Source organism: Catellatospora sp. KI3 (assembly GCF_029948125.1).
Taxonomy (GTDB): domain Bacteria; phylum Actinomycetota; class Actinomycetes; order Mycobacteriales; family Micromonosporaceae; genus Catellatospora.
Window position 1 is genome coordinate 89,823 of record NZ_JASAMB010000003.1, and the last position, 26,293, is coordinate 116,115.

Annotated in this window: 24 protein-coding genes; 6 read left to right on the top strand and 18 right to left on the bottom strand. The window is 71.9% G+C overall.

What is annotated here, in order from left to right; genetic code table 11:
* Nucleotides 1-18 precede the first annotated feature (18 nt).
* Nucleotides 19-735: a DUF6766 family protein gene (locus QEZ54_RS06970; protein WP_281303644.1), complete on the bottom strand. Its 717-nt coding sequence runs from the start codon at nt 733-735 to the stop codon at nt 19-21.
* 202 nt (nt 736-937) lie between these two features.
* Between QEZ54_RS06970 and QEZ54_RS06975 the strand changes: the two genes are divergently transcribed.
* Both QEZ54_RS06975 and QEZ54_RS06980 read left to right on the top strand, forming a co-directional pair.
* Nucleotides 938-1,507 (top strand): DUF4142 domain-containing protein, encoded by a 570-nt coding sequence (locus tag QEZ54_RS06975; RefSeq protein ID WP_281303645.1) that lies wholly within the window; start codon nt 938-940, stop codon nt 1,505-1,507.
* Nucleotides 1,508-1,642: 135 nt separating this feature from the next.
* On the top strand, nt 1,643-2,629 hold the full coding sequence (locus QEZ54_RS06980) for a YihY/virulence factor BrkB family protein (RefSeq protein ID WP_281303646.1): 987 nt from the start codon (nt 1,643-1,645) through the stop codon (nt 2,627-2,629).
* Between the two features lie 66 nt (nt 2,630-2,695).
* Here QEZ54_RS06980 and QEZ54_RS06985 read toward each other — a convergent pair whose 3' ends face one another.
* The gene (locus QEZ54_RS06985; protein WP_281303647.1) at nt 2,696-3,064 is read right to left on the bottom strand and encodes a TraR/DksA C4-type zinc finger protein; all 369 of its coding nucleotides are present in this window, start codon (nt 3,062-3,064) and stop codon (nt 2,696-2,698) included.
* A 192-nt stretch (nt 3,065-3,256) separates the two neighbouring features.
* On the opposite strand from QEZ54_RS06985, the gene QEZ54_RS06990 reads away from it, so the two are divergent.
* Complete coding sequence (locus QEZ54_RS06990; RefSeq protein WP_281303648.1) at nt 3,257-3,526, top strand: GlsB/YeaQ/YmgE family stress response membrane protein; 270 nt, start codon at nt 3,257-3,259, stop codon at nt 3,524-3,526.
* 51 nt (nt 3,527-3,577) lie between these two features.
* Here the strand turns inward: QEZ54_RS06990 and QEZ54_RS06995 are convergent, their stop codons facing one another.
* Nucleotides 3,578-3,871: a DUF427 domain-containing protein gene (locus tag QEZ54_RS06995; RefSeq protein ID WP_281303649.1), complete on the bottom strand. Its 294-nt coding sequence runs from the start codon at nt 3,869-3,871 to the stop codon at nt 3,578-3,580.
* 245 nt (nt 3,872-4,116) lie between these two features.
* Here QEZ54_RS06995 and QEZ54_RS07000 point away from each other — a divergent pair, with 245 nt between their 5' ends.
* Together QEZ54_RS07000 and QEZ54_RS07005 are read left to right on the top strand one after the other, a co-directional pair.
* Nucleotides 4,117-4,449, top strand: a complete 333-nt coding sequence (locus QEZ54_RS07000) for an STAS domain-containing protein (RefSeq protein ID WP_281303650.1) — start codon at nt 4,117-4,119, stop codon at nt 4,447-4,449.
* A gap of 10 nt (nt 4,450-4,459) precedes the next feature.
* A complete protein-coding gene (locus QEZ54_RS07005) occupies nt 4,460-5,875 on the top strand; it encodes an ANTAR domain-containing protein (RefSeq protein ID WP_281303651.1) in 1,416 nt (471 codons plus the stop codon).
* Between the two features lie 55 nt (nt 5,876-5,930).
* Here the strand turns inward: QEZ54_RS07005 and QEZ54_RS07010 are convergent, their stop codons facing one another.
* From QEZ54_RS07010 to QEZ54_RS07080, 15 genes are all read right to left on the bottom strand, one after another.
* Complete coding sequence (locus QEZ54_RS07010; protein WP_348650520.1) at nt 5,931-7,382, bottom strand: glycoside hydrolase family 6 protein; 1,452 nt, start codon at nt 7,380-7,382, stop codon at nt 5,931-5,933.
* Nucleotides 7,383-7,607: 225 nt separating this feature from the next.
* Entirely contained in the window at nt 7,608-8,468 is an 861-nt protein-coding gene (locus QEZ54_RS07015) for an oxidoreductase (protein WP_281303652.1), read from the bottom strand.
* Between the two features lie 58 nt (nt 8,469-8,526).
* On the bottom strand, nt 8,527-9,870 hold the full coding sequence (locus QEZ54_RS07020) for a GNAT family N-acetyltransferase (protein WP_281303653.1): 1,344 nt from the start codon (nt 9,868-9,870) through the stop codon (nt 8,527-8,529).
* 115 nt (nt 9,871-9,985) lie between these two features.
* A complete protein-coding gene (locus tag QEZ54_RS07025; protein WP_281303654.1) occupies nt 9,986-11,752 on the bottom strand; it encodes a cation:proton antiporter in 1,767 nt (588 codons plus the stop codon).
* Between the two features lie 108 nt (nt 11,753-11,860).
* Entirely contained in the window at nt 11,861-12,373 is a 513-nt protein-coding gene (locus QEZ54_RS07030; protein ID WP_281303655.1) for a hypothetical protein, read from the bottom strand.
* Between the two features lie 10 nt (nt 12,374-12,383).
* Nucleotides 12,384-13,052: a response regulator transcription factor gene (locus tag QEZ54_RS07035; protein ID WP_281303656.1), complete on the bottom strand. Its 669-nt coding sequence runs from the start codon at nt 13,050-13,052 to the stop codon at nt 12,384-12,386.
* Between the two features lie 153 nt (nt 13,053-13,205).
* A complete protein-coding gene (gene vioD / locus QEZ54_RS07040) occupies nt 13,206-14,342 on the bottom strand; it encodes a capreomycidine synthase (protein ID WP_281303657.1) in 1,137 nt (378 codons plus the stop codon).
* Nucleotides 14,343-14,385: 43 nt separating this feature from the next.
* The gene (locus QEZ54_RS07045) at nt 14,386-15,183 is read right to left on the bottom strand and encodes an ABC-2 family transporter protein (protein WP_281303658.1); all 798 of its coding nucleotides are present in this window, start codon (nt 15,181-15,183) and stop codon (nt 14,386-14,388) included.
* Nucleotides 15,180-15,992: an ABC-2 family transporter protein gene (locus QEZ54_RS07050; RefSeq protein ID WP_281303659.1), complete on the bottom strand. Its 813-nt coding sequence runs from the start codon at nt 15,990-15,992 to the stop codon at nt 15,180-15,182. Before QEZ54_RS07050 ends, QEZ54_RS07045 begins: the two co-directional genes overlap by 4 nt.
* Nucleotides 15,989-16,918 (bottom strand): ATP-binding cassette domain-containing protein, encoded by a 930-nt coding sequence (locus QEZ54_RS07055; RefSeq protein WP_281303660.1) that lies wholly within the window; start codon nt 16,916-16,918, stop codon nt 15,989-15,991. The genes QEZ54_RS07050 and QEZ54_RS07055 overlap by 4 nt, the downstream gene beginning before the upstream one ends.
* A 338-nt stretch (nt 16,919-17,256) precedes the next feature.
* Nucleotides 17,257-18,261 (bottom strand): hypothetical protein, encoded by a 1,005-nt coding sequence (locus QEZ54_RS07060; protein WP_281303661.1) that lies wholly within the window; start codon nt 18,259-18,261, stop codon nt 17,257-17,259.
* Between the two features lie 68 nt (nt 18,262-18,329).
* Entirely contained in the window at nt 18,330-19,301 is a 972-nt protein-coding gene (locus QEZ54_RS07065; RefSeq protein WP_281303662.1) for a TauD/TfdA family dioxygenase, read from the bottom strand.
* A 25-nt stretch (nt 19,302-19,326) separates the two neighbouring features.
* Nucleotides 19,327-20,265, bottom strand: a complete 939-nt coding sequence (locus tag QEZ54_RS07070) for a D-2-hydroxyacid dehydrogenase (RefSeq protein WP_281303663.1) — start codon at nt 20,263-20,265, stop codon at nt 19,327-19,329.
* On the bottom strand, nt 20,262-20,471 hold the full coding sequence (locus QEZ54_RS07075; protein WP_281303664.1) for an MbtH family protein: 210 nt from the start codon (nt 20,469-20,471) through the stop codon (nt 20,262-20,264). Before QEZ54_RS07075 ends, QEZ54_RS07070 begins: the two co-directional genes overlap by 4 nt.
* A 39-nt stretch (nt 20,472-20,510) precedes the next feature.
* A complete protein-coding gene (locus QEZ54_RS07080) occupies nt 20,511-22,418 on the bottom strand; it encodes a carbamoyltransferase C-terminal domain-containing protein (RefSeq protein ID WP_281303665.1) in 1,908 nt (635 codons plus the stop codon).
* A 426-nt stretch (nt 22,419-22,844) separates the two neighbouring features.
* Between QEZ54_RS07080 and QEZ54_RS07085 the strand changes: the two genes are divergently transcribed.
* On the top strand, nt 22,845-26,273 hold the full coding sequence (locus QEZ54_RS07085; RefSeq protein WP_281303666.1) for an amino acid adenylation domain-containing protein: 3,429 nt from the start codon (nt 22,845-22,847) through the stop codon (nt 26,271-26,273).
* Nucleotides 26,274-26,293 lie beyond the last annotated feature (20 nt).

Genomic DNA, 26,293 nt, shown 5'->3' on the forward strand with positions numbered 1-26,293 from the left:
ACCCCGGTGCGGCGGGCCCTATTCGCCGGTCTGCCGGTGCGGCGCCGTCACCGGCTTGGACTCCGGTGAGCCGTGCTGCCGCAGGAAGATGCTCAGTACGACGAGCGCGCCGACGGCGAGGAACTCGCTCTGCCAGTTCTGCATGGACTGGAACCAGAAGTCGGAGGAGCCGAGGAACTGCCAGGCGCTCACCCCGGGCTGGCCGCGCAGGGCCTGCTGCTCGTTGTAGTCGGCGGTGCCGCCCAGCAGGTGGCTCACGAACGACAGCGCGAAGAAGGCGAGCAGCACGATGGCGAGGCTGTTGCGGTAGACCGCCTGCGCGAAGCCGTGGCCCTTCGAGGCCTGCGGCGCGTCGGGACCGGCCTGGTCCGGCTCGTCCTCGGGGCGGTCCTTCTGCTCCGGCTTCTTCGACTCCGCCGAGCCCCGCTGCACCAGGTACGCCGTCAGCAGCACGTACGCGCCCATCTGCAGGAACTCAGACTCCCAGTTCTCGAAGACGGCCTCGGCGAAGTGCCCGGTGGCCAGGTAGTGCCAGTACGAGTCCCCGGCCTGGCCGAACTCGGCGAGCTCCTCGTTGCGCACCTGCCACCCGAACACGCTCTGCAGCACCAGGAACAGGATGAACGCCCCGAACATGGCCAGAGAGAGGGCGTTGTCGCGGATGAAGCCCTTCGTGGCGCTCTGCGGCTCGACCTGACGCTGCTCAGAGTCGCGGAGTATGTCACCGGTCGTCACTTCGCACCCCCGATGTGCCCGGCGCCGCCCGGCGGTACGGGGCAGCGCACGAGGCATCTATACCCCGATCGGCGCAAACCATGCCGCAACGGCCGCCGACCGGAGCCGCCGGGCGGGTAAACCCGCAGGTGGTGGCGTTTTACGGAAGCCGCTTGCCGGGTAGGACTGCCGGACGCAGAACAGCGACGAAGGGCGGAAGGTCATGTGGAAGCGGATTGTGGTGCTGCTGGCCGCTGTGGCGATGGCGCTGGTGGGCGGCGCGGCGGGGACGGCGCTGGCGGCCGTGCAGCCGTCGGAGCAGGACACGACGTGGATGGCCGCGGCACACCAGGCGAACCTGGCGGAGATCGCGACCGGCAAGATGGCACAGGAGAAGGCGAGCTCCGACACGGTCAAGCAGCTCGGTGAACGGTTCGTCACCGACCATACGAAGCTTGACCAGTCCCTGACGGCTCTGGCGCAGCAGCTGAACGTGACCCTGCCGGGCGAGCCGAACCAGGAGCAGCAGGCGGTCGCCCAGAAGCTGCAGGCGGCCAGCGGCGGCGAGTTCGACCGGATGTGGGTCGAGCAGCAGCTGGCGGCGCACGCCAAGTCGATGCAGGCCACCCAGCAGGAGGTCGACAAGGGTGAGCTGGCGCAGGTGAAGCAGGCGGCCGAGCAGGCCATGCCCGTCATCCAGGCCCACCACCAGGCACTGATGGACGCGGCGCCGGACTTCGGCGTCACCCCGCAGACGCCCGGACCCATGACGACGCCGAGGCCGGGACAGTGACACTCCACGGTCGCTCTGCTTGAAGTGCGACTGGTGCGCAGCGCAGATTGTGGCCGGGGCCGCCGCCGCGGCCACCGTCGTGTCCGCCCATCCGGAGGCGTTTGAGCAGCTCAAGCCAGCGGTACAGACGCTCTCATGGCTGAGAAACCGCTTCGTGAGGCCGGTGCGGCACCACCGCCGGAAGCCGGACCGGACAGCCCGGCGTCGCTGGGCCGCCGCTCCTGGTGGCAGGTGCTGCGCCGCACCGTCAACCAGTTCAGCACCGACGACCTGGGGGTATGGGCCGCCGCACTCACCTACTACGGCATGCTGTCGCTCTTCCCAGGGCTGCTGGTGCTGACCGCCCTGCTCGGGCTGTTCAGCGACGACCTGGTCGGCGGGCTGGTGAACGACGTGAAGCCGATCATGCCCGGACCGGTGCAGGACATCGTCACCACCGCCCTGGCCGACGTGCAGCAGAGCCCGCGCAAGGCCGGCGTCGCCGCGATCGTCGGACTCGTCCTGGCCACGTGGTCCGCGTCGGGGTACATCGACGCGTTCATGAAGGCCTCGAACGCGATCTACGACGTGCCCGAGGGGCGGCCGCTGTGGAAGCGGCTGCCGCTGCGGCTGGGCGTGACCGTGCTGACCGGCGTACTGCTGGTGGTCTGCATTCTGATCGTCGTGCTGGGCGGCAGGCTCGCCGATACGCTGGGGGACTCGCTCGGCATGTCGAGCGCCGCCGTGACCGCTTGGAAGATCATCAAGTGGCCGATCCTGGTGCTGCTGGTGGCCCTGCTGCTGGCGATCCTGTACTGGGCGGCGCCCAACGCGCGGCAGGGCGGCTTCCGCTGGAGCAGTCCGGGCGGCCTGCTCGCGGTGCTCCTGTGGATCCTCGTCTCGGTCGCCTTCGGCTTCTACGCGGCGAACTTCGCCTCCTACACGGCCACCTACGGCGCCCTGGGCGGCGTGATCGTGTTCCTGATCTGGCTGTGGCTGACCAACATGGCCATCCTGCTGGGTGCCGAGTTCGACGCCGAGCTGGAGCGCGAGCGGGCCATCGCCGCCGGGCACCCGGCCGAGCAGGAGCCGTACCTGCAACTGCGCGACGACCGCAAGGTCGACGACACGAAGGACCTCTGACCGCACAGCACGGGCACCCGCCGAGGAGGGCGGGTGCCCGCGGTGAGCCGGGCGGCGTCGGGCGGTTCAGCGTCCGCGATCGGCGGCACTCTGGCACGGGACGCACTGGGTCGCCCACGGCATGATCTCCAGCCGCCCCACCGGGATCCGGCCGTCGCACGTCTCGCAGGTGCCCAGCGTGCCCGCCTGCCAGCGCACCAGCGCGGCCTCCAGCCGGTGCAGCTGCTCGTGCAAGGCCGCCGACACCAGGTCGTGCTGCGCGCTCTCGGAGGCCAGCGAGCCGGCGTCGGCGATGTCGCCGGGGCCCTGCTGCGCGACGTTGAGCTCCGAGCGCACCTGCGACTCCAGGCGGATGTGCTCGGCCGCCTCGTCGTACCGCTGCTGCAGCAGGCGGCCGAGGCCGTCCATCGTCAGTTCTTCCGCCATCGCAGTCATCGCCGGCTCCTAACGTGCCTTGGTTTCGCGGTCTGTTCCCTCAGGGATGACTGTTAAACGTCGCGATGGCGAAAGGGGTTCGGCTCCGGTGGGATCGGCCGCGGCGCCCCGAAACGGACCGGGAGCGAGGTTTGCCGACCCCCGCGGCGGGCATTCGGGAGCCGAAGACGTCACGCGCAAAGGAGTACGGTCATGACTGTCGCCGGAATCATCTCGGCCATCATCGTCGGCCTGGTCATCGGCGCGCTGGGCCGGTTGGTCGTGCCCGGCCGCCAGGATCTGCCGATCTGGCTCACCATCGTCGTCGGCATCGTCGCCGCGCTGATCGGCACCGCGCTGGCCCAGGCTGTGGGGGTCGCGGTCACCGACGGCATCGACTGGATCGAGCTCGTGTTCCAGATCGGTCTGGCGGCGCTGGGTGTGGCGCTGTTCAGCGGGGTCCGCGGGCGCCGCTCCATCTGACGCCACCTGTACGCGGAGAGGGCCGGGTATGCACCCGGCCCTCTCCGCGTGTCAGCGGTCGTCGGCCCGACCGCCCTCTTCGAGGCGGACCGGCGGACCGAAGGCGACCGCGCGCCGCAGTGCCCGCGCCGAGGGCCAGGGGTGGTCGTAGCTCCACGCGGACGCCGCGCCGACCACCCCGCCGACCTCGACGTCGAAGTAGCGGGCCACCCCTTTCCACGGGCACCAGCTCCGCTTGCGGCGGGGGCGCAGCCGCTGCCACCGCACCGCCTCGGCCGGGAAGTAGCACGCTCCGTCCCGGTGGATCACGTCGGCGCTCTCGGCCAGCACGGTCCCTCGCCACACGGCCCGCATGACCGCCCGTGGCCGGTCGACGGCACGGCGGCGCCGGAACAGCGGAAAACCGGGATATAGCGCCTTCATCAGCCGAATACGCCTGAACTCGCTCCTGACGGAGATGTTTGGACCCGCTGCGCCAAGGGTAATCCCATGACCTCACGCGTTTTGGAACACGACCTGTCGGTGACGTAGGGCAGGCCAGCGTTGACACGGTTGATGAACCAGCCACTCGCTTCAGCTCTGGAGACGACGTGTCTGGCAACCGTACGACCAAAAAGTGGACCCAGCTCATCTCCGGCCGCACCGCGGTCCTCGTCCTCAGCGGCGAGCTCGACCTCGCCACGGTGGAGGATCTCGAACGTTTCCTCGACGGCATGCGCCACACGGGCGCGGACTGCGTCGTCCTGGACCTGTCCGAGGTCTCCTTCATCGACTGCCAGAGCATGAGGATCATCGGCCACGCCGCACTGGCCGCCCTGTCGACCGGCATGGACGTGCGGGTCGTCGGCCTCAGCAACCTGTCGGCCCTCGTGTTCCGCGTCTGCGGACTCGGCGAACTGCTGCCCGCCGAGGGGCCGGGGTGAGGAGGTCCAGATGACCCGGGAGCCAGAGCGCGCCGACGGCGCCGGAGCTTGGGAGGCCGCGGCCGACGAGCGCGAACGCCTCGCCGACGAGCGGGAACTGCTCGCAGACGAGCGCGAGCTGCTCGCCGACGCGCGGGACCGGCTCGCCGACCGGCACGACGTGGCCCTGGACCGGCAGGAGCGGCAATCGGCCCACGTGCCCGCGGACCACGGGACCGCGGCGGCCCGCGCGGCCGTGGCGCGGGCGGAGCAGTCGTTGCTGCGGGCGCAGGCGCAGCTGCGGCGCGCAAAGGCCGCCAGCGCTCGCGCGGAAGCTCAGCTGAGCAGGACCGCCGCCGGGGAGCAGCGCAGCCGAGCCTCGGCGCTAGCCGACGCGGAGACCGACGCGGGCGAGCGGGCATGGTCGCGGGAGCGGCGCGGCTTCGTGGCCGCCGAGCGGGAGCAGCTCGCCCGGCGCCGCGACGAGCTGGCAGACGCCCGCGACGAGGACGCCGCGCTGCGTGAAGGGCAGGCCGACCAGCGGGAACGGAACGCCCTCCGGTGGGAGCGCCGACTGGCCGCCGGGCCTTCGCCCCGAGAGGGGCGCCTCGCCTCGGCGGCGGGCGGGGACCGGGGCCGACCGGGGCGCGCGCAGGCGCCGACCCGGCCGCCGGAGCAGGGCCGTACCGGCGAGGGGCAGGCTGACGGAGGGTGGACGCCCGAGTCGTACGGGCCGCTGCTCCTGGCCAGCTTCGCCGAGCTGGCCCGCCTGCTGGTCCGCTCGGACAACCTCGACGAGATCCTGCCGCATGTGCTCAAGCAGACCGTCGAGGTGGTGGCCGGCTGCACCTGCGCGGCCGTCACCCTGTGGCGCGACGAGCGCGCCACCGCGCCGGTCGCCACCGATCCCGTCGCGGCGGAACTCGACGAGACGGCCTTCGGCACCGGCGTGGGGCCCGGCCCGCAGGCCCTGAGCAGCGCACAGCCGCTGTACGCGCCGCGGCTGGCAACCGACCGGCGCTGGCCCGCGCTGGCCGCCACCGCCGGTCAGCTCGGCGTCGCGTCGGTGCTGAGCGTCGGCTTGTGCACGCGTCAGCCGGGCCAGTGGACACCGGTCGGTGCGCTCACGCTCTACGGCGGCACCGAGGACGCGTTCAGCCCGCAGGACCGCGAGCTGGTCGACATCCTGGCGGCGTACCTCGCCGTCGCGGTGACCCTGACCGGGCGCCACGAGGAGGTCGAGCGCCGGGAAGCCGCCCTGCACCGGGCGCTGAGCAGCCGCGACGTGATCGGCCAGGCCAAGGGGATCCTGATGGAGCGGCAGCGGCTGTCGGCGGCCGACGCCTTCGACGTGCTGCGGCACGCGTCGCAGCGGCTCAACCGCAGACTGGTCGACGTGGCGCAGCACCTGGCCGACACCGGCGAGCTGCCCGCACCGACGGACTAGCCGAGTTCGGATCACGCGGCCGGGCGTCAGGTCGACGCCCGGCCGCGTTGCCGGTTCAGCTGCAGGTGGCGCCGTTGAGCTTGAAGGCGGTCGGGTTGCCGTTGGTCCCGCTGTAGGTGGCCTGGAACCCGAACGAGGTGCTGGCGTTGGTCGCCAGCGAGCCGTTGTGGCCGGCGTTCTTGGCGGTCACGGCGGTGCCGCTCTGGGTGACCGTGGCGTTCCAGGCGTTGGTGATCTGCTGGTTGCCGCCGAAGTTGAAGGTGACGGTCCAGGCGGTGATCGCCGGGCCGCGGTTGGTCAGGGTGACCGTGGCGGTGAAGCCGTTGTTCCACTGGCTGTCCACCTTGTACACCACCGTGCACGCCCCGGCCGGGGTGCTCGCCGAGGGCGAGGGCGACGGGGAGGCGGACGGGGACGCCGACGGCGACGGCGAGGCCGACCGCGAGGGCGACGGCGACGGCGAGGCGGGCGGCGACGACGGCGGCACCGACGGGCTCGGCGGCGGGCTGGTCACCACGCCGTTCTGGGCCAGCGAGTAGGCGAGGTCCGGCACGAAGGTGCCGGCGCTGGAGGCGCAGCCGTCGGCCTCGCCCGGGGGCTTGACCCAAAGGAACGCGTCCACGGTGGACTCATTGGTCGCGGTGGTCGGCGCGAGGCCGGTGCCGCGGCCGGCCGGGTCGCACCACTCGCTGCCCAGCGGGCCCTTGCCGTTGCGGCTGACGTCGACGACCTGGTGCAGGTTGCCGTTGCCGAGTGCGTTGAGCACGTTGCGGCCGAAGTTGACCTCGTCGGCGGTCCAGCGGAAGTTGGACACGTTGGAGTAGAACCCGGCGGCGTTGGCCACGCCCGCGGCCTGCAGCCGCGACGCGGTGTCGGCGGCGCTGTTCCAGGCGGAGTGCCCGGCGTCGAGGTACACCTTGGCGCTGGGGTTGACCTGCTTGAGCTTGGTGACGGCGTAGCTGAGCGCCGAGTTGCGCTCGGACTTCTCACTGGCAGACAGGCAGGTCTGCAGCGCGAGGCTGTCGGGTTCGAGGATGACCACGGCGGTGCGGGTGCCCAGTCCGGCGGCGAACGCGTCGACCCAGGTGCGGTAGGCGGTGTAGCTGGGGGCGCCGCCCGCGCTGGCGCCGCCGCAGTCACGGTTGGGGATCATGTACGCGACCAGGACCGGGATCTGGTTGACCGCGTTGGCGGCGCCGACGTACGAGCTGACCTGCGACTGGATGGTGCTCTGGTTGTAGTTGGCGAACCACCGGGCCTGCGGCTGGCTGCCGATGCGCTGGCTGATCAGCGAGGCGCGCGAGTCGTTGGGGTTGGCGGCCAGCCACTGGTTCACGGCCGAGGTGGGGTCGCGGTAGAAGCTGCCGCTCAGCGTGCCGGCGGCTGCTTCGCCGGGGCCCAGCAGCAGCCCGGCGAGGGTGGCGGTGGTCACGACGGACGCGGCGGAGATCGCGGCGGCGATCATCCGGTTGCGGCGTCGCGGTGATGGCGTGAGATCGGGTTTCAACGCATCTCCTGGAGACGTCTGTGATTGATCAGCGTGGTGCTGCCCAGACCTGTCTGCTACGGACGCGCGCCGTCACGGCGGCACAGCGGGTTGAATCTGCCCTCCACCCGCGCTGCGCCCACCAGGGCTCCGCGCACATCATCGCCGCCGCAGCGCCACCCGTCAATGCGCCAGGAGACGAGCCCGCCCGCGCGGCAGCGCGGACGGGCTCAGCGAGGGCGCAGGTCAGCCGAGCAGCGCCAGCTCGTCCGGGCTGAGGGCGAGGTCGGCCGCGGCGATGTTCTCCTCCAGGTGCGCCACCGAACCCGTACCCGGGATCAGCAGGATGTTGGGGGAGCGGGCCAGCAGCCACGCCAGCGCGACCTGCGCCACCGTGGTGCCGCGCCGCTCGGCGATCGCGCCCAGGTGCCGGGTGGTCAGCGGCCGGAAGCCCCCGCCCACCGGGAAGAACGGCACGTACGCCACCTCCGCCTCGGCGCACTCGTCCACCAGCGCGTCGTCGCCGCGGTTGGTGATGTTGTACGCGTTCTGCACGCACACGACCGGCGCGATCGTCCGCGCCAGCCGGAACTCCTCAAGCGACACGTTCGAGACGCCCAGGTGCCGGATGAGCCCCTCCTCGCGCAGCCGCATCAGCGTCTCCAGCGGCTCGGCGATGGCGGAGCCGCCGTGTCCGTGGTCGCCCATCCGCAGGTTCACCACGTCGAGCCGGTCCACCCCCAGCGAGCGCAGGTTCGCCTCGACCCCCCGCCGCAGCCCGTCCGGGGTCAACCCGGTCTGCCGCCGGGCCGGCAGCGCGATGTCGGGACCCTCGACCAGCGACCCCACCTTGGTCACCAGCACCAGCCCGTCCGGGTACGGGTGCAGCGCCGATCTGATCAGCTCGTTGGCCGCCACCCCGTCGCGGGCGTAGTAGTTCGACGTGTCGATGTGGTTCACCCCCAGCTCGACCGCCCGCCGCAGCACCGCCAGCGCGGTGTCGCGGCTGGGGCGCCTGCCCTGCGGCCAGCCCGTCAGCCGCATCGCGCCGTATCCCACGCGGGAGACGTCCAGGTCCCCGCCAAGCTTCCAGCTCTCGCCCGTCATACCCGTGCTCCTTGAAGAAGGCACCCGCCCCGCGGCGTGGTCCGATTTGTACAGCTGATCACAGGCGGCGGGTGAGGACCTGACCGGGCCACTGCCCGCTGGGCTGCGCGACGCTGAACGTCTCCGCACGGGTGAAGCCCTGCCTCTCGTAGTAGCCCACCAGCACCCCCTCACCACCGGCGAAGCAGTCCAGCCGCAGCCGGCCGACCCGCTGCCGCAGCGCCAGCTCGCGGGCGTGGGCCAGCAGTTCGGCACCGACACCCCGCGCCGCTGGCGCGGCCCGGTCTGTGATCACCAGCTGGATGTACAACTCCGGTTCGTCGGTCGGGGAAACGTAGGGCAGGGCTTCGCCGACCGAGAGCGCGCCGACGGCGACCCCGTCCCGCTCGGCGATCCACAGGCCGCCCGCGCGGGCGAACCCTTCGATCTGGCCGACGCGCCTGGGGTTGGTCGAGTGGGGTTCGGTCCCCCACTGGTCGGGTCGGCCGATCGACACGAGCCAGGCCGTCGCCCGGTCCATGAAGGCCAGCACGGTGGCGACGTCGTCGAGGCCGCCGGGGCGGATGACCAGGGTGGTGGCGTCAGGCATCCGGTGATCCTGGACAGGTCCGGCGCCGGTCGGCGGGATGCGGCCGCCCTCGGTGACGAGCCACTGGCCGGTCTCCCAATCGGACGGGCCGTCCTCGCCGCGGTAGAGCAGGTCGAAGCGGATGCCCAGGTCCGGCCACGGGTGCCGGATCGGCACGACGCGGAAGATGTCCGCCAGGCCGGGGAATGTCAGCCCTTCCGGCTCCGGGAACAGCAGTTCCAGCTCGGCCCGGGCCAGGTCCGTGTACAGGGCGAACTGCCAGGACGTCTGGGTCAGGCGCTGCTCGTACACCAGCTCGAACCGGGGTTCGCGGCCGACCGGGAAGTCGCCGATGCCGGTGCCGAACTCGTGCGCGGAGGCGGGCAGGACGAACGGCCACTGCTCGCCGGTGGGGTAGCGGTACATCGCCGTCGTCGCGGCGACGGTGCCCACGACCTGCTCCCACTGCGCCGGGGTGGTGCCGACGGGCAGGTTCACGCCGGTGTGGTCGATCCGGCGGACGTGGCCGGACAGGCGCCGGGTCAGCTCGGCCAGGTCGAGGGTGCCGGGCAGGGTGCACTGCCGGGTCTGCTCGCCGTGGGCCAGGCCGAGGACGACGCCACCCAGGGCGACCTCCGGCTCGGGTACGTCGGCCAGGGCGAAGGCCGTCACCGGGCGGGCGCCCGCGGGCACCGGCGGGGTGAGGGTCAACCGGTCGGTGCCGGCGTGCTCGGCGTACGGGACCTCGGCGAGCAGGGCGCGCAGCCCGTCGAGGAACGCCTGCGACTGCGGCGTACGGGGCAGGCGGAAGACGATCTCGCGAAGCTGGTCCATGCATCCGACCGTAGCGGCCGATGCGCCGGTACCGGTCTGACAATTTGACGTGACCGGCTGCGCCGACCGCCGAGCGAAAGGTCGTAAGGCCGAGCCCGCCGGCGGGACCTCGGCGCTAGCGGTCGTCGGCGACCGAGGCCGTCCGCATCTCCACCATGATCTGCTCGGCGTCGAGGATGTCGAGCACCTTCTCCAGCTCGCGCGAGTCGTAGCGGCCGGTGGACCGGGCCCGCAGCAGCGCCGACCGCTGCCCGTCGATGACCCGCAGCCGCAGCTCGCGGTACTGCCGGATGCGCCGGTGGGTCTCCAGCGTGTCGATGTCGGGCACGGCCTCGTCCCGTACCACGTCGGCCCGGACCCGGGCGAGGACCTGCGGGTCGTACGCGTCCCCGCCGGGGCGGGTGAGCGCGTCGTCGTCCAGCAGCCTGCGGGCCGTTTCCTGGCCGGTACGCCGCAGCGCGGTCACGTCCTGCGCGACGCTCGCGGACGCGTCGCCCAGCGCCAGCCTGCGGATGAGCCAGGGCAGGGTGCCGCCCTGCACCAGCAGGGTGCCGGCGGCGACGGTGAACGCGATCAGCACCACGAACGAGCGGTGCGGGAAGTGCACCGGCAGCGACTGGGCGGCGGCCAGCGTGACCACGCCCCGCATGCCCGCCCACACCAGCAGGATCCCCTCCTGCTGGCGCAGCGGTCTGCTGGCGAGGTAGTCGATGTCGGCGATGCGCCGCACGATGGCGTGGCCGATGCGCTCGGCCCGGGCGGCAGGCACGGCCCGCGGCCCGCCGGACCGTCCGGCGAGGACGACAGTGCCGTCGTCGCCGGGGGTCGTGACGCGTCGGCCGACCGCGTCGTACAGCTCCACCGCCGCGTCGCGCCGGGCCTGCGCGCGCCTGGCCCGCCGGGCCAGCGACCACAGCAGCGGGGCCAGGTACGCCGCGCGGACGGCGAGCACGGCGACGGCGGCCAGGACGCCCACCCCGGCGGCGGTCAGCGCGCTGTCGCCCTCGTCGCGCACGTGCTCGACGAGGCCGAACAGTTCGAGCCCCATCAGCAGGAACACGCCGCCTTCGAGCAGGACCTCGACGGTGTGCCAGTTCGACCGCTCCGAGATCCGGTCCTGCGGGCTCAGGTAGCGGGCCGAGCCGACCCCGGTGACCAGGCCCGCGGTGACGACGGCGACCAGGCCCGAGGCGTGCAGGCGCTCGGCGGGCAGGTACGCCGCGAACGGGACGACGAACGACAGCGCGGTGGACAGGGTGGCCCCGCCGACGCGCCGCCGGGCTTTGAGGCCGACCAGTCCCACGACGGCGCCGCAGGCCACGGCCGCGGCCACCGCCCAGAGGAAGTCGCCGGCCACGTCGGCGACGCTCACCGCCGCGGCTGTGGCGGCGACCGCCGAACGCAGCAGGACCAGCGCCGATGCGTCGTTGAGCAGGCCCTCGCCCTCCAGGACCGTGATCACGCGTGGCGGCGCTCCGAGCCGTTTGGCGATGGCGGTCGCCACCGCGTCGGTCGGGCTGACGATGGCGCCCACGGCCACTCCGCCCGCGAGGCCCAGGCCCGGGACCAGGGCCGAGAACAGCAGGCCGAGCAGCAGCGACGTGATGACGACGAGGACCACCGACAGGCCGCCGATCGCGGTGAAGTCACGCCGGAAGTCCATCGCGGGCAGCGACACCGCGGTCGAGTAGAGCAGCGGCGGCAGCACCCCGGCGAGGATGACCTCAGGCTCGACCTCGACGGCCGGTACGAACGGCAGGAAGCTGACGGCGACCCCGACCGCGACCAGCAGCAGCGGCGCGGCGACCCCGGTCCGGTGGGCCAGCGCGTTGACGACGACGATGGCCACGACCGCGCCCACCGCGATGACCAGCAGTTCCATGCGCTTGGTCCTTACCTGTCCGGCACCGTCCGCGATCTTTGAAGATCGTGTCCAGTATCCGGCCGCGGCCGATCCCGGGCGGCATGAGCGTGAACGCGTGTCCTGCGCTCAGGGCACGGGCACCTCCGCGCGCAGCAGGCCCTCGACGGTGTCGAGCTGCCGGGCCGACGAGCGGGCGCCGGTCCCGTCGTGCGCCGGGTCGGGCAGGTGCAGCTCCGTCTCGTCCGGGCCCGGCCGAGGCGAGCAGGTGGTGACCGCCGGGTGCGTCCGCAGCGGCGAGGCGGCGGGCAGCAGGAGGTCGACGTCCCACACGATGGTGGGCAGTCCGAGCCGGTAGGTGTAGTGCTCGACCAGTTCGGTCTGGCGGTGCAGTTCGCAGGTGTGACCGGCGGCGCCGCACCAGGTGGTGTTGCGTCCGCTGACCGGGCCGCACCATTCGGCGACGAACCCGTCCAGCCGGGGCAGGCCGACGTCCCAGTGGTACGGCAGGCGGCGCAGGTGCTCGGTGAGGTCCCGGTCGATCTGCAGGAACACCACGTCGTGTCCGCGCCCGATCAGTCCGTCCGCGAGGCGGCGGCGGCCGCCCTGCAGGAGACCCCGGTGGCTGTAGCCGATTCTCATCGCGGCCGCCTCAACCCGATCCCCGTGCGGGGGAGTCCAGATTCGCGTACTTGTACGCGGCCAGGGCCGCCTCGGTGCGGGTGCGCAGGTTCAGTTTGGTGAGGATGTGGTAGACGTGGCTGCGTACCGTCGCCTCCTGGATGCCCAGCCGCCGGGCGATGGTGACGTTGGTGATGCCGTCGCCCATCGCCTCGAAGACCTCCAGCTCGCGTACGGTCAGCGACGTCTCGATGTCGGCGAAGCAGGACGGCTCGTGGGTGATCTTCGCCGCCATCCAGCCGACCAGCGACGCCGCGATCGAGGAGGACAAGAAGGTGCGGCCCCCGGCGGCGTCGAGGACCGCGTTGCCGAGGTCCTCGTGGCTGGTGTTGCGGTCGACGAAGCCGCGGACCGACTTGGTCACCGCGCGGCGCAGCGTCGGCCGGTCGTCGGCGTCCATGACCGCCACCACGGGCAGCTCCCGCCGGGCGCTGCCCTTCTCGGGCAGGTTCAGCGGCAGGTCGTCGTGCAGCCACAGGTCGCTGATCAGCAGCAGGTCGGGTTGCAGCGTCGGCACGGCCGACAGCCCGTCGCGTACGGCGTGGAAGTCGCCGACCACGGCGATGCGCGAGTGCGCGCGCAGCACCGAGCGGAGCCCGGCCCACAGCAGGGGATCGCGCTCCAGGATGGCGACCCGCACGAGCCCCCCGTGTGCGTACGCCTCCGCCTCGGCATGGAGGACGGTGTCGTCTCCGGCGGTGGGAGGAGCCGATGGTGAGGTTGGAGCAGCCATTCGCGAGTCACGCCTCCATTCCAGCTACAGGTACCAGGGGGTATCGGTGCGGGCAGCCGGTCACGGCAGGCTGTCCCCGCTCGCGCCGGCGGTCGCCCTGAGGGCGCGGCTCAGCCGGTCCAGGCCGGTCGCGAACGCGTCCGGCCGGCCGCCGAAGCCCAGCCGCGCGTGGGCGGGGTGCCCGAAGCAGGAGCCGGGCACCATCAGTACGGAGCTCTCCCGGCCCAGGTGCTTGCACAGCTCGTCGGCGTCGGGGAAGCCCGTGAAGCGCGGGAAGGCGGTGCAGCCGCCGGTCGGCGGGGTCCAGCCGACCAGGCCCTCGTGCTCGGCCATCCACGCCGCCAGCACGCCCAGGTTGGTCCGGGCCTGCTCGCGGCGCAGCCCCACCAGCAGGTCGGCGTGGTCGACGGCGCGTTCGGCGAAGAACTGGGTCAGCGGCGACAGGCAGATGGTCAGCGCGTCGCGCTGCGGCAGGAACGGCGCCAGCAGCTCCGGGGCGCCCAGGCACCAGCCCACCCGGGTGCCGGGCAGGCCGTACGCCTTGGACATCGTGCCGACGGACAGGCAGCGCTCGTACCGCAGCGACGGCTCGGGCAGCGGCTCGGTGTCGTAGGTCAGCTCGGTGAACGCGCCGTCCCAGACGAGGTAGGCGCCGCTGTCGGCCACGATGTCGAGCAGCTGCTCGAACTGCGGCAGGGTCAGGCTGACGCCGGTCGGGTTGTTCGGGAAGTTGACCGCGACCATCCGGGTGCGGGTGGTGACCAGCCGGCGCAGCTCGTCGAGGTCGGGTGCGAAGCCGTCGTCCTCGCGCAGCCGCCACGGCACGACGCGGCAGCCGATCGACCGGGCGATGGAGCTGAGCGAGTGGTAGCCGGGGCTGACGACCACGACCTCGTCGCCGGGCTCCAGCAGGGTGCTCATCGCCAGGAAGATGGCCTCGGTGGAGCCGTGCGTGGCGAACACGCGGTCGGCGTCGCCGCCGGTGAACCGGTCGGCCAGCGCCCGGCGCAGCCCGGGGCTGCCGTAGGTCTCGCTGTCGTCGAAGGTCAGCTCGTCCAGTTCGTCCTGCGTGATGCCCAGCAGCCGGCGCAGCTCGCCGACCGACCAGATCTGCACGCCGCTGCTGCCGAGGTCGATGGTGGTGGCGAAGTAGAACTCGCGCATCCAGTCCTCGAGAGCGGCCCTGCCCAGCCTCATCGCGCCACCGCCGGGCGCCGGGTCGAAACCTCGTCCATGGCCCCTAGCTTCCCGTCGCCTGGTAGCGGCGCAGTCCGAGCCGCCACACGGTGAGCGCGGCCAGCACCGCCGCGGCCGCCACGACCGGGGTCAGCAGGACCAGGTCGCGCTGCCCGAACAGCAGGTAGGTGACCGGGTAGTACGAGGTGAACGCGAACGGCACCATCCAGGTGAGCAGGGAGCGCAGCGCCGGGTGGTAGAGGTCCAGCGGGTAGCCGGCGAACATCGACAGCTCGTTGACCGACCGCATCGCCGAGAAGCTCTGCGTGGTCCAGAAGGCCAGCGACGCGAGCAGCAGCTTGATCGCGAAGTGGATCAGGGCACCGCAGACGACCAGGAGCAGGCCGACGCCGATCGCCTCGCCGGCGGGCACGGCCAGGTCGATCCGGCTCGACGCGTACGACACCAGCGCCACGCCCAGGATCAGCTCGCCGAAGGCGTCCGGCCAGACCAGGCGCTCGGAGAGCACCATCAGCAGCGGGTTGACGGGGCGGATCAGGTAGCGGTAGAACTCGCCGCCCCGGATCTCGAACGCGCTGATCAGCCAGATGTTGTCGGTGAACATCTTGTCCAGGCCGCGCGGCAGCATGGTGAAGCCGAGCAGGAACAGCACGTGCGCGAAGTCCCATCCGCCGACGGTCGGCACCAGCGCGAACAGTGCTCCGACCAGGGCGGCCTGCACGCCGAACATGACCAGGAAGCCGAACGCGCCGAGGATGAAGTCGCCGCGGTACTCGACCAGCCGGTGCAGCGAGACGCCGCACATGTACCAGGTCAACCGTAGTGTCTGCACGATGCTCATCCGCCCAGTACCTCGATTCGGCGCAGTGCCGCGCGCCATACCAGCGCGCTCGCGATGATCATTACGGCGGCCCAGCCCGCCTGGCGGAGCAGGATGAGCCCGGCCTCGCCGAGGCCGTCGAAGCGTCCGAGCAGCAGCCGGACCGGCCCGTCGACCATGCTCTGGAACGGCAGCGCCCCGGCGATCGCGGCGATCGGGCGGGGCAGCAGGTCCAGTGGCACCAGCGCGCCGGACAGGAACACGACCACGCTGTTGACGACCATGCTGACGCCCCAGGTGTTCGTCGTGATCAGCGCGGAGATGCCGACCAGCAGCTGGATCGTGAACGCGATGACCATCGACGGGACCGCGGCCAGCGCGAACAGGGCGACGCCGGACGCGGACGGGGCGTAGGGCGAGAACACCAGCGAGAAGATGACCACCAGTGGGATGCCGACCAGCAGGAACTCGGCCAGCACCACCGGCAGCGCCATGAAGGCGCGGCTGATCGGGTAGCTGACCGGCCGGACCAGCGAGACCGCGATGTCGCCGTCGGCGATCTCCTGCGCGGTGCCGTCCCCGGCCCCGCTGTTGTGCAGCAGGGTGAGCAGCTGCGCCGCGAGCAGGTAGGTGGTGATGGCGGCGGCGTCGTAGCCGCCGATGCTCTGGCCCGGGCTCTGGGTGATGACCGCGCGCCACAGGAAGACCACCACCGCCGTGCTGACGACTTTGATCAGCAGCGAGACGAACAGGTCGGACCGGTACTGCAGGCGGGCCTGCAGGGTGCTGCCGGCGAACGGCAGGTACCGGCGCAGGGCGGCCGCGCTCATACCCGTCCTCCGGCGTAGATCTCCTGGATGACCGTCTTCAGCTCGGGCTCGGGGGCGTAGCAGTCGCTGATCTCGAACCGTTCGAGCAGGCTGGCCAGCACCTCGCGGGAGGTGAGCTGGTCGGCGGGGTAGTCGATGCGCACCCGGTGGTCGTCGGTGACCGAGGCGGTCGCCTTGGGCAGCATGGCGTCGACCTCGCGGACGGTCTCATCGAGGGTCTCCGGGCCGCTGTGGCTGAACAGCACCGAGCGCTGCGACGCGGTGGCGACCAGACCGGCGATGGTGCCCTGGTGGATGACGCGGCCCTTGTCGACCACGAGGACCTGGTCGCAGATGGAGGTGATGTCGCCGAGGTCGTGGCTGGTGAGCACGACGGTGGTGCCCAGCTCGGCGTTGGCCCGGTTGACCAGCGCCCGGACGGCGTCCTTGACCATCAGGTCGAGGCCGATGGTGGGCTCGTCCCAGAAGACCACCTTCGGGTCGTGCAGCAGGGAGGCGGCGACCTCGGCGCGCATGCGCTGGCCGAGGCTGAGCATCCGGACCGGGGTGCCGCCGAGCTCGTCGATGTCCAGCAGCTCGCGGTAGATGCCCAGGTTGCGCTGGTAGACGGCGTCGGGGATGTCGTAGATGCGCTGGAGGATCCGGAACGAGTCGGTCACCGACAGGTCCCACCACAGCTGGGTGCGCTGTCCGAACACGACGCCCATGGCCTGCGCCGCGCGGCGGCGGTCGCGGTACGGCTCCACCCCGTTGACCAGGCAGCTGCCGCCGGTGGGGGTCATGATGCCGGTGAGCAGCTTGATGGTGGTGGACTTGCCGGCGCCGTTGGCCCCGATGTACGCCGTCTTCGCCCCCGCCGGCACCTCGAACGAGACGTCGTCCACTGCCCGCACGGTCTCGTATTCGCGGCTGAAGAGGCTGCTCAACGCCCCTCTGAGGCCGGGTCGGCGCTTGTATTTACGAAATTCCATAGTCAAGTTCGTCGCTTTAATCACGGCGGCCACCGTAACAGTAGGCGACCCCGGCTGCAAGAGCCGCTAGACGGTGTGAGATATTAAAAGGTTTTGGCCAATGCAAATAGGAGACGGCAAGGGTGCCGAGCGCGCCGCACCGCGCTCGGCATGAGATATACCCAGGTCAGCAGAGTGCCAACCGGCATTCGCCGTTCATCTGTCGATGTTTATCACCTCAAGACAAGCGCGGTCGCGACCACGACTGCGGGCCGAGGACCCGGGCCCGCCACCCGGCCGCCGCCGCCGTCCGGTCACCTCCAGCCCCGCAGCAGATCCACCGCCTGCTCCAGCACGCGCTGCTCGGTGTCGCGCATCCGGCCCAGCTGGTCGACCTCGGCCAGGCCGAACTCGGCCGCCTTCCCGCTCATCTCGCGGAACAGCATCCGGTTGCGCAGGTTGAACGCCTGCTTCTCCAGCGCCCTGCCCTCGGCCGCCAGCCCGGCGAGGCCGTCGCCGAGCAGCTCGGCCATCCGGTCCAGGCGGAACCGCATCAGCCGCTTGTGCTCCCACAGCACATGCAGGAAGTGGATGCTGTACTCGGCCTTGCCCGTGACGTAGTCGGCCAGGTACTCCTGCAGCGGCCCGTACGAGTCGATGCCGTAGCGGCGCGTCCAGGCCGGCTGGAACATCTCGAACGGGATGGACACGTTGGCGCCGCTGAGGTAGTCCTCGAACGACCGCCGCACCAGCCGGAAGTTGAAGTCGTAGCTCGCGTCGGCGCGCACCCGGTACAGGTAGACCTGCGGGCACCAGTTGGGCACCGTGTCCAGGCTGCGGTAGGCCAGCCGCAGCTGCTCGAAGCCGATGGTGGACCGCCGGATGACGTCCTCCTTGGTGAAACCGAACGTCGAGAACGTCTTCGCCTCGTCGTCCACGCCGCACAGCAGGATGTCGTGCGAGCCGTTGCGGACCCCGTAGCCGGGACGGCTCGGCACGTAGTAGTCGTCGAGGTTGAGGTAGACGTAGTAGCCCGCGTCGACCGCGTCCCGGCAGAACCGCACCGGGTCGACCCCGGTCGCGTTCACCCAGTCGCGGTTGGCCCGGACCACCTCCAGCCACGGGCTGATCGCGTAGTCGTACAGGCAGAAGCAGAAGGGCACGGGCGAGCCGGGGCTCTCGTCGTACGCGAGGTGGATGTAGTTGCTGAGGATCCAGTCCCGCGACCGGTCGTCGGTGCCCATGACCGCCAGCGGGAAAGCGTAGAAGTGGTATCCGAAAGCGATCGGATCGGCGAGGGGGAGCTCCTTCGCGGTCACGTCACTCCTTTGCCGGGGTAGGGGATGGGCCGGGCCCGCCCGATCGGCGGCCCGGCGGGGGCGGCCTGCTACACGGCCCGGACCTGAAGCTGGTTGAAGCCGTGCTCGTGCTGCTCGGCCGCGGGCCGCGTCCGCGGCGCGCGGACCAGGACCCGCTTGAGCCACCGGTCCGTGCCGTCGTAGCGGGCCTGGAACGAGCCGCGGCCGTGCACCGCGACGTCGTTGTCGATGATCAGCAGGTCGCCGTCGGACAGCGGCACCATCACGCTGGTCTCGTCCAGCCGCCGCCCCAGGTCCGCGTACGCCTGCTCGAAGTCGTCGTCCGGCCCGAGCAGCCGGGTGTAGGTCGGGTCGTAGCGCAGGCACAGCTCGCCGTCGCGCCGCCACAGCGTCGCCATGCCCTGCGAGGCCCGCCCGCCGGCGACGTCGTCCTCGTAGCTGGCGTCGGGGAAGATGACCAGCTTCGGCTCGGACAGCGCGGCGACCTGCTCCGGGCTCAGCCCGATCGCACCGGTGGTGGCGATGCGGCTGCCCACGCCGTCGGGGTTGCGTACGCAGGCCAGCAGCAGGAAGTCGGCGCGATCGGGGTGGAACGCGTCCTCGGTGTGCCAGGTCAGCGGGGCGATGCTGCTGCCGCCGACCTGCACCGTCTCGTACCCGGGTGCGGGCAGGATGTTGTGGACGATGTGGCCGTCCTGCTGGTTCTCCCAGCCGAAGACCTCCCCGTGCAGCGCGGCCACCAGGGTGAGGCCGAGGTCGAACCGGGCGGTGCGGGCGCGGTCGACGTCCTTCCAGTGCGTCGCGGTCGGCCCCTGTTCGCCGAAGGCGGCGAACAGGCCCTTGACGACCCGGTAGCCGACCCCGGGCGCGGGCGGCCGGGTCAGCTCGGCCAGCCGCGCCCGGGTCCCGGCGGCCAGTCCCGTGTCGGGCCGCGCCAGCACGGTGTCGGCGGTGACCCCGGCCGCCGCCAGGGCGCCGGCCGCGCGGACGAGCTCCCGGGCGAGCTCGTCCCGCTCGGTTTCGATGTCCAGAAGCGTCATCTGACAGCCTTTCGGTCGCCGGGGTTCAGTAACCCCGCGAGAGGTCGACGGTGTTGCCCAGGGGCCGGGCGGAGCGGTAGCGGTGGACCTGGTCCAGCAGCAGGGCCAGGCAGCGCTGCTCGGTCTGCTCGGTGGTGTCGGCGCAGTGCGGGGTGATGACGGTGCCGGGCAGGTCCCACAGTGGTGAGCCGGGCGGCAGCGGCTCGTCGTCGAAGACGTCCAGGGCGGCACCGGCCAGGTGCCCGGAGCGCAGCGCCGCGACCAGCGCGTCCTGGTCCACGACCGGTCCCCGGCCGACGTTGACCAGGAAGGCGCCGCCGGGCAGCAGCGCCAGCTCGGGGCCGCCGAGCAGGCCCCGGGTCTGCTCGGTCAGCGGCGCCGCGACCACCAGCGCGTCGAGCTGCCGCAGGAACTCGGGCAGCTGCGCCGGGCCGTACGTGCGTACCACCTCGGCCACCGCCCCGGGGCCGCGCCGCAGCCCCAGCACGGTCACGCCCAGGGCGCTCAGCAGCCGGGCGGTGGACCGGCCCAGGTCGCCCAGGCCGAGGACGCCGATGGTCTTGCCGCTGATCTCGTCGGCGGCGGCCGGACGCCAGCGCCGGTCGCGCTGGGCGTCCAGCAGCGCGGGCAGCCGCTTGTAGTGGGCCAGCAGCAGGGCCGCCACGTGCTCGGCCACGGCCGGGCCGTGCGTGCCGACCCCGTTGGTGACCACCACGTCGCGGCCGCGCAGCGCGGCCAGGACCCGCGGCGGCAGGCCGCTGGCCCTGGTGTGCAGCCAGCGCAGGCGGTGCTGGTCGGCGACGAACCGCGCCAGCTCCGCCTCGTCAGCCTCCCACACCAGCGCCGCCTCGACGTCCGGGCCGCTGTCGTCGAACCCGCCGTCCGGCCACGCCTGGGCGACCTGCTTCGCCACCGTCGGCGGCGCGCCGAACAGCCGGACCCGGGCGGGTGCGCCGGTGGTCACCGGGTGCCCTGCGCCTGCAGGCGTACGCTGCGCGGGCGCAGGTCCGTCCACACCTGTCCGATGTGCTCGAGGCAGTCCTCGCGGCTGCCGGCGAACCCGTCGCCGGTCCAGCCCGCGGGCACGGGCTGCCCGTCCGGCCAGACGGAGTACTGCTCCTCGTCGTTCACGACGACCAGGTACCGCTGCGCTTCGTCAGCTTCGTGCATGGGAGAGCTCCTCGACTGTCAGGGGCGCCGGGTCCGGGTTCACTCGACGATCACGGGCTTGGGCAGCTGGTCGGCGGCCTTGATGAAGCACGAGCCCGGCCCGCCGTCGCGCCGGAAGGAGGCGGCCAGCGCCGCGAAGTTCTCGTCGCTGGTCAGGTAGTAGTCGGCCAGCTTGTTGACCATGTCGGGGGTGGAGGTGCCGCAGCTGCGGCGGATGTCGGGCGACCAGGACAGCAGGAAGATCGCGGTCTCGGTGTAGCCCTGGTCCAGCCACTGCTGCCACATCGCGTCGCGGTCGGCCTCCTGGCCGGCGAAGAAGCCGACGGCGCGCTGGCGCGGCCCGGTCGGCGGCGGGGTCGCCGGCACCGGCTCGCGGCGCAGCTCGACCCGGCGCCCGGCCAGGTAGAGCAGGCCCAGCCCCTTGTTGATGCAGAAGGTCAGCGCCTCGGCGGCGGTGTTGACGTTGGGTTCGCCCTTGTCGTTCAGCGAGGTGTTGCACAGGATCGGCACGCCGGTCCGCTCCCGGAAGGCGTCGATCGCCTGGTGGAGCAGCGGGTTGGCGGCGGCGGTGACGGTCTGGTGGCGGGCGGTGCCGTCGAGGTGGACGATCGCCGGGACCCGCTCGGCCGCGTCGTCGCGGACCCGGACCGCCTCCAGCATGAACGGCGACGGCCGGTCCTGGGCGAACCAGTCGCCGGAGTGCTCGGCCAGCACGATCGGTGCCACCGGGCGCCACCACTGGCGCTGCTTGTAGTGGTTGAGCAGGTCCTTCACCTTCGACGTGCGGGGGTCGCCGAGCAGGCTGCGGGCGCCCAGCGCCCGGGGTCCGATCTCGGCGGGGCCGTCGACCCAGGCCAGGACGTTGTCGGTGACGTCGGCGACGAACCGGTCGGCGGCGAAGTCGCTGACGTCGGCGATCCACGGCGCGAACTCGGCCAGCGCCGCGTCCACGTCGCGCAGCGGCATGCCCTGGTACGGCGAGTCGATCCGCAGGTCGGCCCCGTCGAAGGCGCCGCTGCCGTACAGGCCCAGCAGGCCCAGGCCCAGCGCCTGACCGGAGTCGTTGGCGCAGGGCGGGGTCAGCAGCCCGCGGAACTTGAACCTGTCCAGCAGCAGCGTGTTGGTGGGGCAGTTCAGCGCGAAGCCGCCGCCCATGGCCAGGTAGGCGTCCTCGGTGCGGACCTGGCCGAGCTTGCGCAGCTGCTCGACGTTGTCGACCGCGATCAGGTCGCAGGCGCGCTGGATGTGCTTCATCACCGCGCTGCGGATGTTCTCCTCGCGGCTGAACGCGCTGTCCATGCGGTGGCTGCCCAGCTGCTCCTCGGCCTCCTTGAGTAGCGTCTCCACCAGCTCGAAGGCGGTCTTCCAGGGCGTCTCGCGGCCGCCGCGCAGCCGCAGCGAGCCGACCGCCGCCGCGATGTCGAAGGCGAACGCGGTGCCGGTGGCCGAGGCCAGCGCCATCAGCGAGCCCGGCTCCAGGCCGAACTTCGTCGAGGCGGCGGTGTAGAGCGGGCCGGGCGAGGCGACGGGGGCGAACGACAGGCGGCCCTGCTGGGAGAGGCAGCCGGCGTACCAGTACTGCGGGCTGCGGTTGTCCAGGACGGTGTCGGGCGCCCCGTCGACGGCCAGGCCGACGATGGTCTCGTTCTTGAACAGGGCGGTGTCCATGAGCAGCCCGCTGAACAGGTGGGACAGGCTGTGCACGGGGAACTTCTCGGCACCGGCGGGCACGGTGACCGGCTGCGCGCCGGGCAGTCCGGGCGTACCCCAGACCGCGCTCATGTCCGCCAGGCTGAGCCCTTCGTCGGCCAGCAGCGCGTTCAGGAAGGCCTCGGTCCGCTCGCGGGTGTACAGCGGCCACGCGTGGTGCTTCTGCCCGCTGACCCGCTCCACCTCCCACATGCGGGCGAGTTCGACCCGGCCGCGGGTGCGCCGCCACAGGGCCACGCAATGGTCGTGCCGGGCCGACAGAATGGCGATGTCACCCGGTGGAATCAGGTAGCACGAAAGAAAGTATTCGGTGTCGCGGCTGCTTTCCACGTTGTCCGTCTCCCGTCTGAACCTGGCTGTCCGTGCTTTCGGCAAGGCCGACTCCGGTCGTCGAGAGCGCAGCATAGGCGGCATGACGGGAGTAGGTCGACAGCAGCTCAGGCAGGGTGACTAAGCGAAACGTTGAGGCCGTGGCAATGGTTTGTTGAATTGCTTCTGCTCGATTTAGACAATTGGCCGCTCAAGTGCTCGGCGGTAGCCTCCTCGGAGGACGAATGGAGTCCACGTGTTCAGTCTTGCTGGTCATACGGGAGATGGAACAGCGGCATGCGGATAACTCGGCGCAGTCTATGGGAATGCTCTTCTCCGATAAGTGCGGGCAGTGTGCACGGCGCCTTCGAGGCGCTGGCCGACGCTGACCCGGACGCGGTCGCCGTGATCGCCGCGGCGGGCCGGCTGACCTATGCCGAGCTGGACGCGCTGGCCAACCAGCTGGCCCACGTGCTGGCCGCCGCGGGTGTGGGTCCGCAGTCGCACGTGGGGGTGCTGGCCGAGCCGTCGCTGGCCCTGGCGGTGGCGATCCTCGGGGTGCAGAAGGCCGGTGCGGCCTACGTGCCGCTGGACGCCGGGTACCCGGCGCAGCGGCTGGAGCATCTGCTGGCCGACTCGGGCGCGGCGGTGGTCGTCGCCCAGCACGACCTGGTGGACAAGGTGCCGGCCGCGGGTGCCCGGGTGGTCGCCCTCGACCCGTCCTGGCAGGTGCTGGCCGGTGCCCCGCAGACCCGGCCGGGCGTGGCGGCGGGGCTGGACGACGTGGCGGCCGTCTACTACACCTCGGGCTCGACCGGGTCGCCCAAGGGCGTGCTGATCACCCATCGCGGGCTGCTCAACCTGGCCGAGGCGGCCGCGGGCGAGTTCGGGCTCGAACCGGGCGACCGCTTCCTGCAGCTGGCCTCGATCAGCTTCTCCGCCGCGCTGGAGGAGATCTTCCCGCCGCTGCTGTGCGGCGCCACCGTGGTCCTGGCGGGCTACCGGCAGGCGCTGCCGTCGGTCGAGCACTTCCTGGACGTGCTGAAGACCGGGCAGATCAACGGATTCGAGATCACGACGGCGTACTGGCACCAGCTGGTGGACGAGCTGGCCGCCACCGGCGGCACACTGCCGGACTCGGTGCGGTTCGTCGTCATCGGCGGCGACCGCGCCAAGGCCGAGCACGTGCTGGAGTGGCGCAAGACCGGCATCCCGCTGATCAACGTGTACGGGCCCACCGAGTCCACGGCCACCGCGAGCTACCACCACACCGGCCGGGAGGTGCCGACCGGGGACGGGCTGCTGCCCATCGGGCGCCCCATCCTGAACACGCAGCTGCACCTGCTGGACGCAGGCATGGCCCCGGTGCGGCCGGGTGAGGTCGGCGAGCTCTACATCGGCGGGATGGCGCTGGCGCGCGGCTACCACGGCGCACCGGCCAAGACCGCGGCCGCGTTCGTGCCGGACCCGTTCGGGGCCGCCGGCGGCCGCCTGTACCGCACCGGCGACCTGGCGCGCACCCTGCCCGACGGCACGGTCGAGTTCCTCGGCCGCAGCGACAACCAGATCAAACTCCGGGGGGTACGGATCGAGCCGGCCGAGGTCGAGGTGGCCCTGCAGGGGCACCCGCAGGTGCGGCAGGCGCTGGTCACCGTGTCGGCCGACGACGAGCCCGAGGACCGCCACCTGGTGGCGTACCTGACCACCGCCGACGGCGTGCTCGACCAGGCCGGCCTGCGCGGGTACCTGGCGGCGATCCTGCCCGCGCACTCGATCCCGACCGTGTTCGTGGTGCTCGACCAGATCCCGCTGACCCCCAACGGGAAGGTCGACCGCCGGGCGCTGCCGCCGGTGACGGCGTCGCGGCCGGGCACCCCGTACGTGGCCCCGCGTCAGGGCACCGAGGCCGAGATCGCCTCGCTCTGGGCCGACGTGCTGAAACTCGACCAGGTCGGTAGTGCCGACGACTTCTTCGCCCTGGGCGGCAACTCGCTGCAGGCCGTCCGCATCGTCTCGCTGGCCCGCCGCCGTTTCGAGGTGCGGCTGCTGCCGCACGACCTGCTGCAGGATCCCACGGTCGCGGCCTTCGCCACCCGCATCGACGGCCTGCGCCAGGAGCAGGCGGCCGACGGCGGGCAGGGTGTGCCGGACTGGGCCGCCTGGCGCGAGCGGCGCCGGCAGGTCGAGCGGGAGCTGCATGACCGGACGGGTCAGGCCGGGGCGGGCCCGATCGCGATGTCGCAGCAGAGCCTGTGGATGCTGAGCAAGTTCATGCCCCGCATCCCGCTCTACAACGAGGCGTGGCAGTGCCGCCTGCGCGGTGTGCTGGACGTCGCGGCGCTGCGGCGGGCGCTGTCGGCGATCGCCGCGCGGCACGAGACCCTGCGCACCCGGTACGCGATGGTGGGCGGGCAGCCCGTCCAGGTGGTCGACGACGAGGTGGACATCCGGCTGGAGCACCGGGACCTGTCCGGAGTGGAGCCGGCTGATCGCCTGGCGGCCGCCCAGGCCGAACGCGACGAGCTGATCCTCACCCCGCTGAACCCGGCCGAAACGCCGCTGGCCAAGGTGTGGCTCTACCCGCTGTCCGAGGACGACCACCTGGCCGTGTTCGTGATGCACCACATCGTCTTCGACGGGATCTCCAAGGAGGTCTTCCTGGACGAACTCGTGGCGCTGTACGAGGCGTTCCGCACCGGCGCCGAACCCGAGCTGCCCGAGCTGCCGCTGCACTACGGCGAGTTCGCCCTCTGGCAGCGCGCGCACCTGACCGGCGCCACCCTGGACCGGCTGGTCGGCTACTGGCGCGACCGGCTGGCCGACCCGCCGCCGCCGCTGCCGCTGCCGCTGGACCGGCCCGCGCCGGCCAGCCAGGACTACACCGGCGCCAAGATCGTGGTGCCGCTGCCGCCCGAGCTGCGCGACCGGGTGATCGCCCTGGCCCGCGCCGAGAGCGTCACGCCGTACATGGTGCTGCTCACCGCGCTCTACGGGCAGCTGCGCGGCAGCACCGGGCAGCACGACCTGTGCGTGGGCTCGCCGCTGGCCAACCGGGTGCAGCCCGGCCTGGACGCGCTGATCGGGTGCTTCATCAACTCCATCGCGCTGCGGGTCTCGGTCGACGGCGACCCGACCTACCGCCAGGCGCTGGGCCGGGTCCGGGCCGCGTGCCTGGACGCGATCGAGCACCAGGAGCTGCCGTTCGACAAGCTGGTTGAGGAGCTGCGGCCGCCGCGCCACCCGGGGCGCAGCCCGTACTTCCAGGTGTGGTTCGCGATGTCGGACGACACCCTGCTGCGGCGGCAGACGCCGGGGCTGACCGTGGACGGGTTCGACGACCTGTCCACCGGGCTGTCCAACGGCATGGCCAAGCTCGACCTCAACTGGATCGTCGTGGACCGGGGCGACCACTACGCGCTGTCGCTGGCATACCGCACCAGCCTGTTCGACGAAGGGACGGCCCGGACCATGGTCGACCAGTTCACCCGGACGCTGACCGAACTCGTCACCGAGCCCGACGCGCCGCTGGCCGGCCCGCCCGCCGCGGCCGCCGAGCCGTCGGCGCAGGAGCAGCTGCTGGCCATCTGGCGGGAGGCGTTCGAGGTCGACGACATCGGCCTCGACGACGACTTCTTCGAGCTCGGCGGCTACTCGATGCTCGCGGTGCAGGTCGTGACCCGGATCCAGGAGCAGTTCGGGGTGGAGGTGTCGTTCGTGGACTTCTTCGAGACGTCGAGCATCACCGAGATCACGAAGTTGATCGAACAGAGCCGTACGGCCTGACCGCAGGTCCCCGCGCCGGT

What these genes read in the sequence shown, in the direction of transcription:
- QEZ54_RS06975 (WP_281303645.1), top strand. Translation starts at nt 938, where the DNA reads ATGTGGAAGCGGATTGTGGTGCTGCTGGCCGCTGTGGCGATGGCGCTG.
- QEZ54_RS06980 (WP_281303646.1), top strand. Translation starts at nt 1,643, where the DNA reads ATGGCTGAGAAACCGCTTCGTGAGGCCGGTGCGGCACCACCGCCGGAA.
- QEZ54_RS06985 (WP_281303647.1), bottom strand. Translation starts at nt 3,064, where the DNA reads ATGACTGCGATGGCGGAAGAACTGACGATGGACGGCCTCGGCCGCCTG.
- QEZ54_RS06990 (WP_281303648.1), top strand. Translation starts at nt 3,257, where the DNA reads ATGACTGTCGCCGGAATCATCTCGGCCATCATCGTCGGCCTGGTCATC.
- QEZ54_RS07005 (WP_281303651.1), top strand. Translation starts at nt 4,460, where the DNA reads ATGACCCGGGAGCCAGAGCGCGCCGACGGCGCCGGAGCTTGGGAGGCC.
- QEZ54_RS07015 (WP_281303652.1), bottom strand. Translation starts at nt 8,468, where the DNA reads ATGACGGGCGAGAGCTGGAAGCTTGGCGGGGACCTGGACGTCTCCCGC.
- QEZ54_RS07020 (WP_281303653.1), bottom strand. Translation starts at nt 9,870, where the DNA reads ATGGACCAGCTTCGCGAGATCGTCTTCCGCCTGCCCCGTACGCCGCAG.
- QEZ54_RS07025 (WP_281303654.1), bottom strand. Translation starts at nt 11,752, where the DNA reads ATGGAACTGCTGGTCATCGCGGTGGGCGCGGTCGTGGCCATCGTCGTC.
- QEZ54_RS07030 (WP_281303655.1), bottom strand. Translation starts at nt 12,373, where the DNA reads ATGAGAATCGGCTACAGCCACCGGGGTCTCCTGCAGGGCGGCCGCCGC.
- vioD (WP_281303657.1), bottom strand. Translation starts at nt 14,342, where the DNA reads ATGAGGCTGGGCAGGGCCGCTCTCGAGGACTGGATGCGCGAGTTCTAC.
- QEZ54_RS07045 (WP_281303658.1), bottom strand. Translation starts at nt 15,183, where the DNA reads ATGAGCATCGTGCAGACACTACGGTTGACCTGGTACATGTGCGGCGTC.
- QEZ54_RS07050 (WP_281303659.1), bottom strand. Translation starts at nt 15,992, where the DNA reads ATGAGCGCGGCCGCCCTGCGCCGGTACCTGCCGTTCGCCGGCAGCACC.
- QEZ54_RS07065 (WP_281303662.1), bottom strand. Translation starts at nt 19,301, where the DNA reads ATGACGCTTCTGGACATCGAAACCGAGCGGGACGAGCTCGCCCGGGAG.
- QEZ54_RS07075 (WP_281303664.1), bottom strand. Translation starts at nt 20,471, where the DNA reads ATGCACGAAGCTGACGAAGCGCAGCGGTACCTGGTCGTCGTGAACGAC.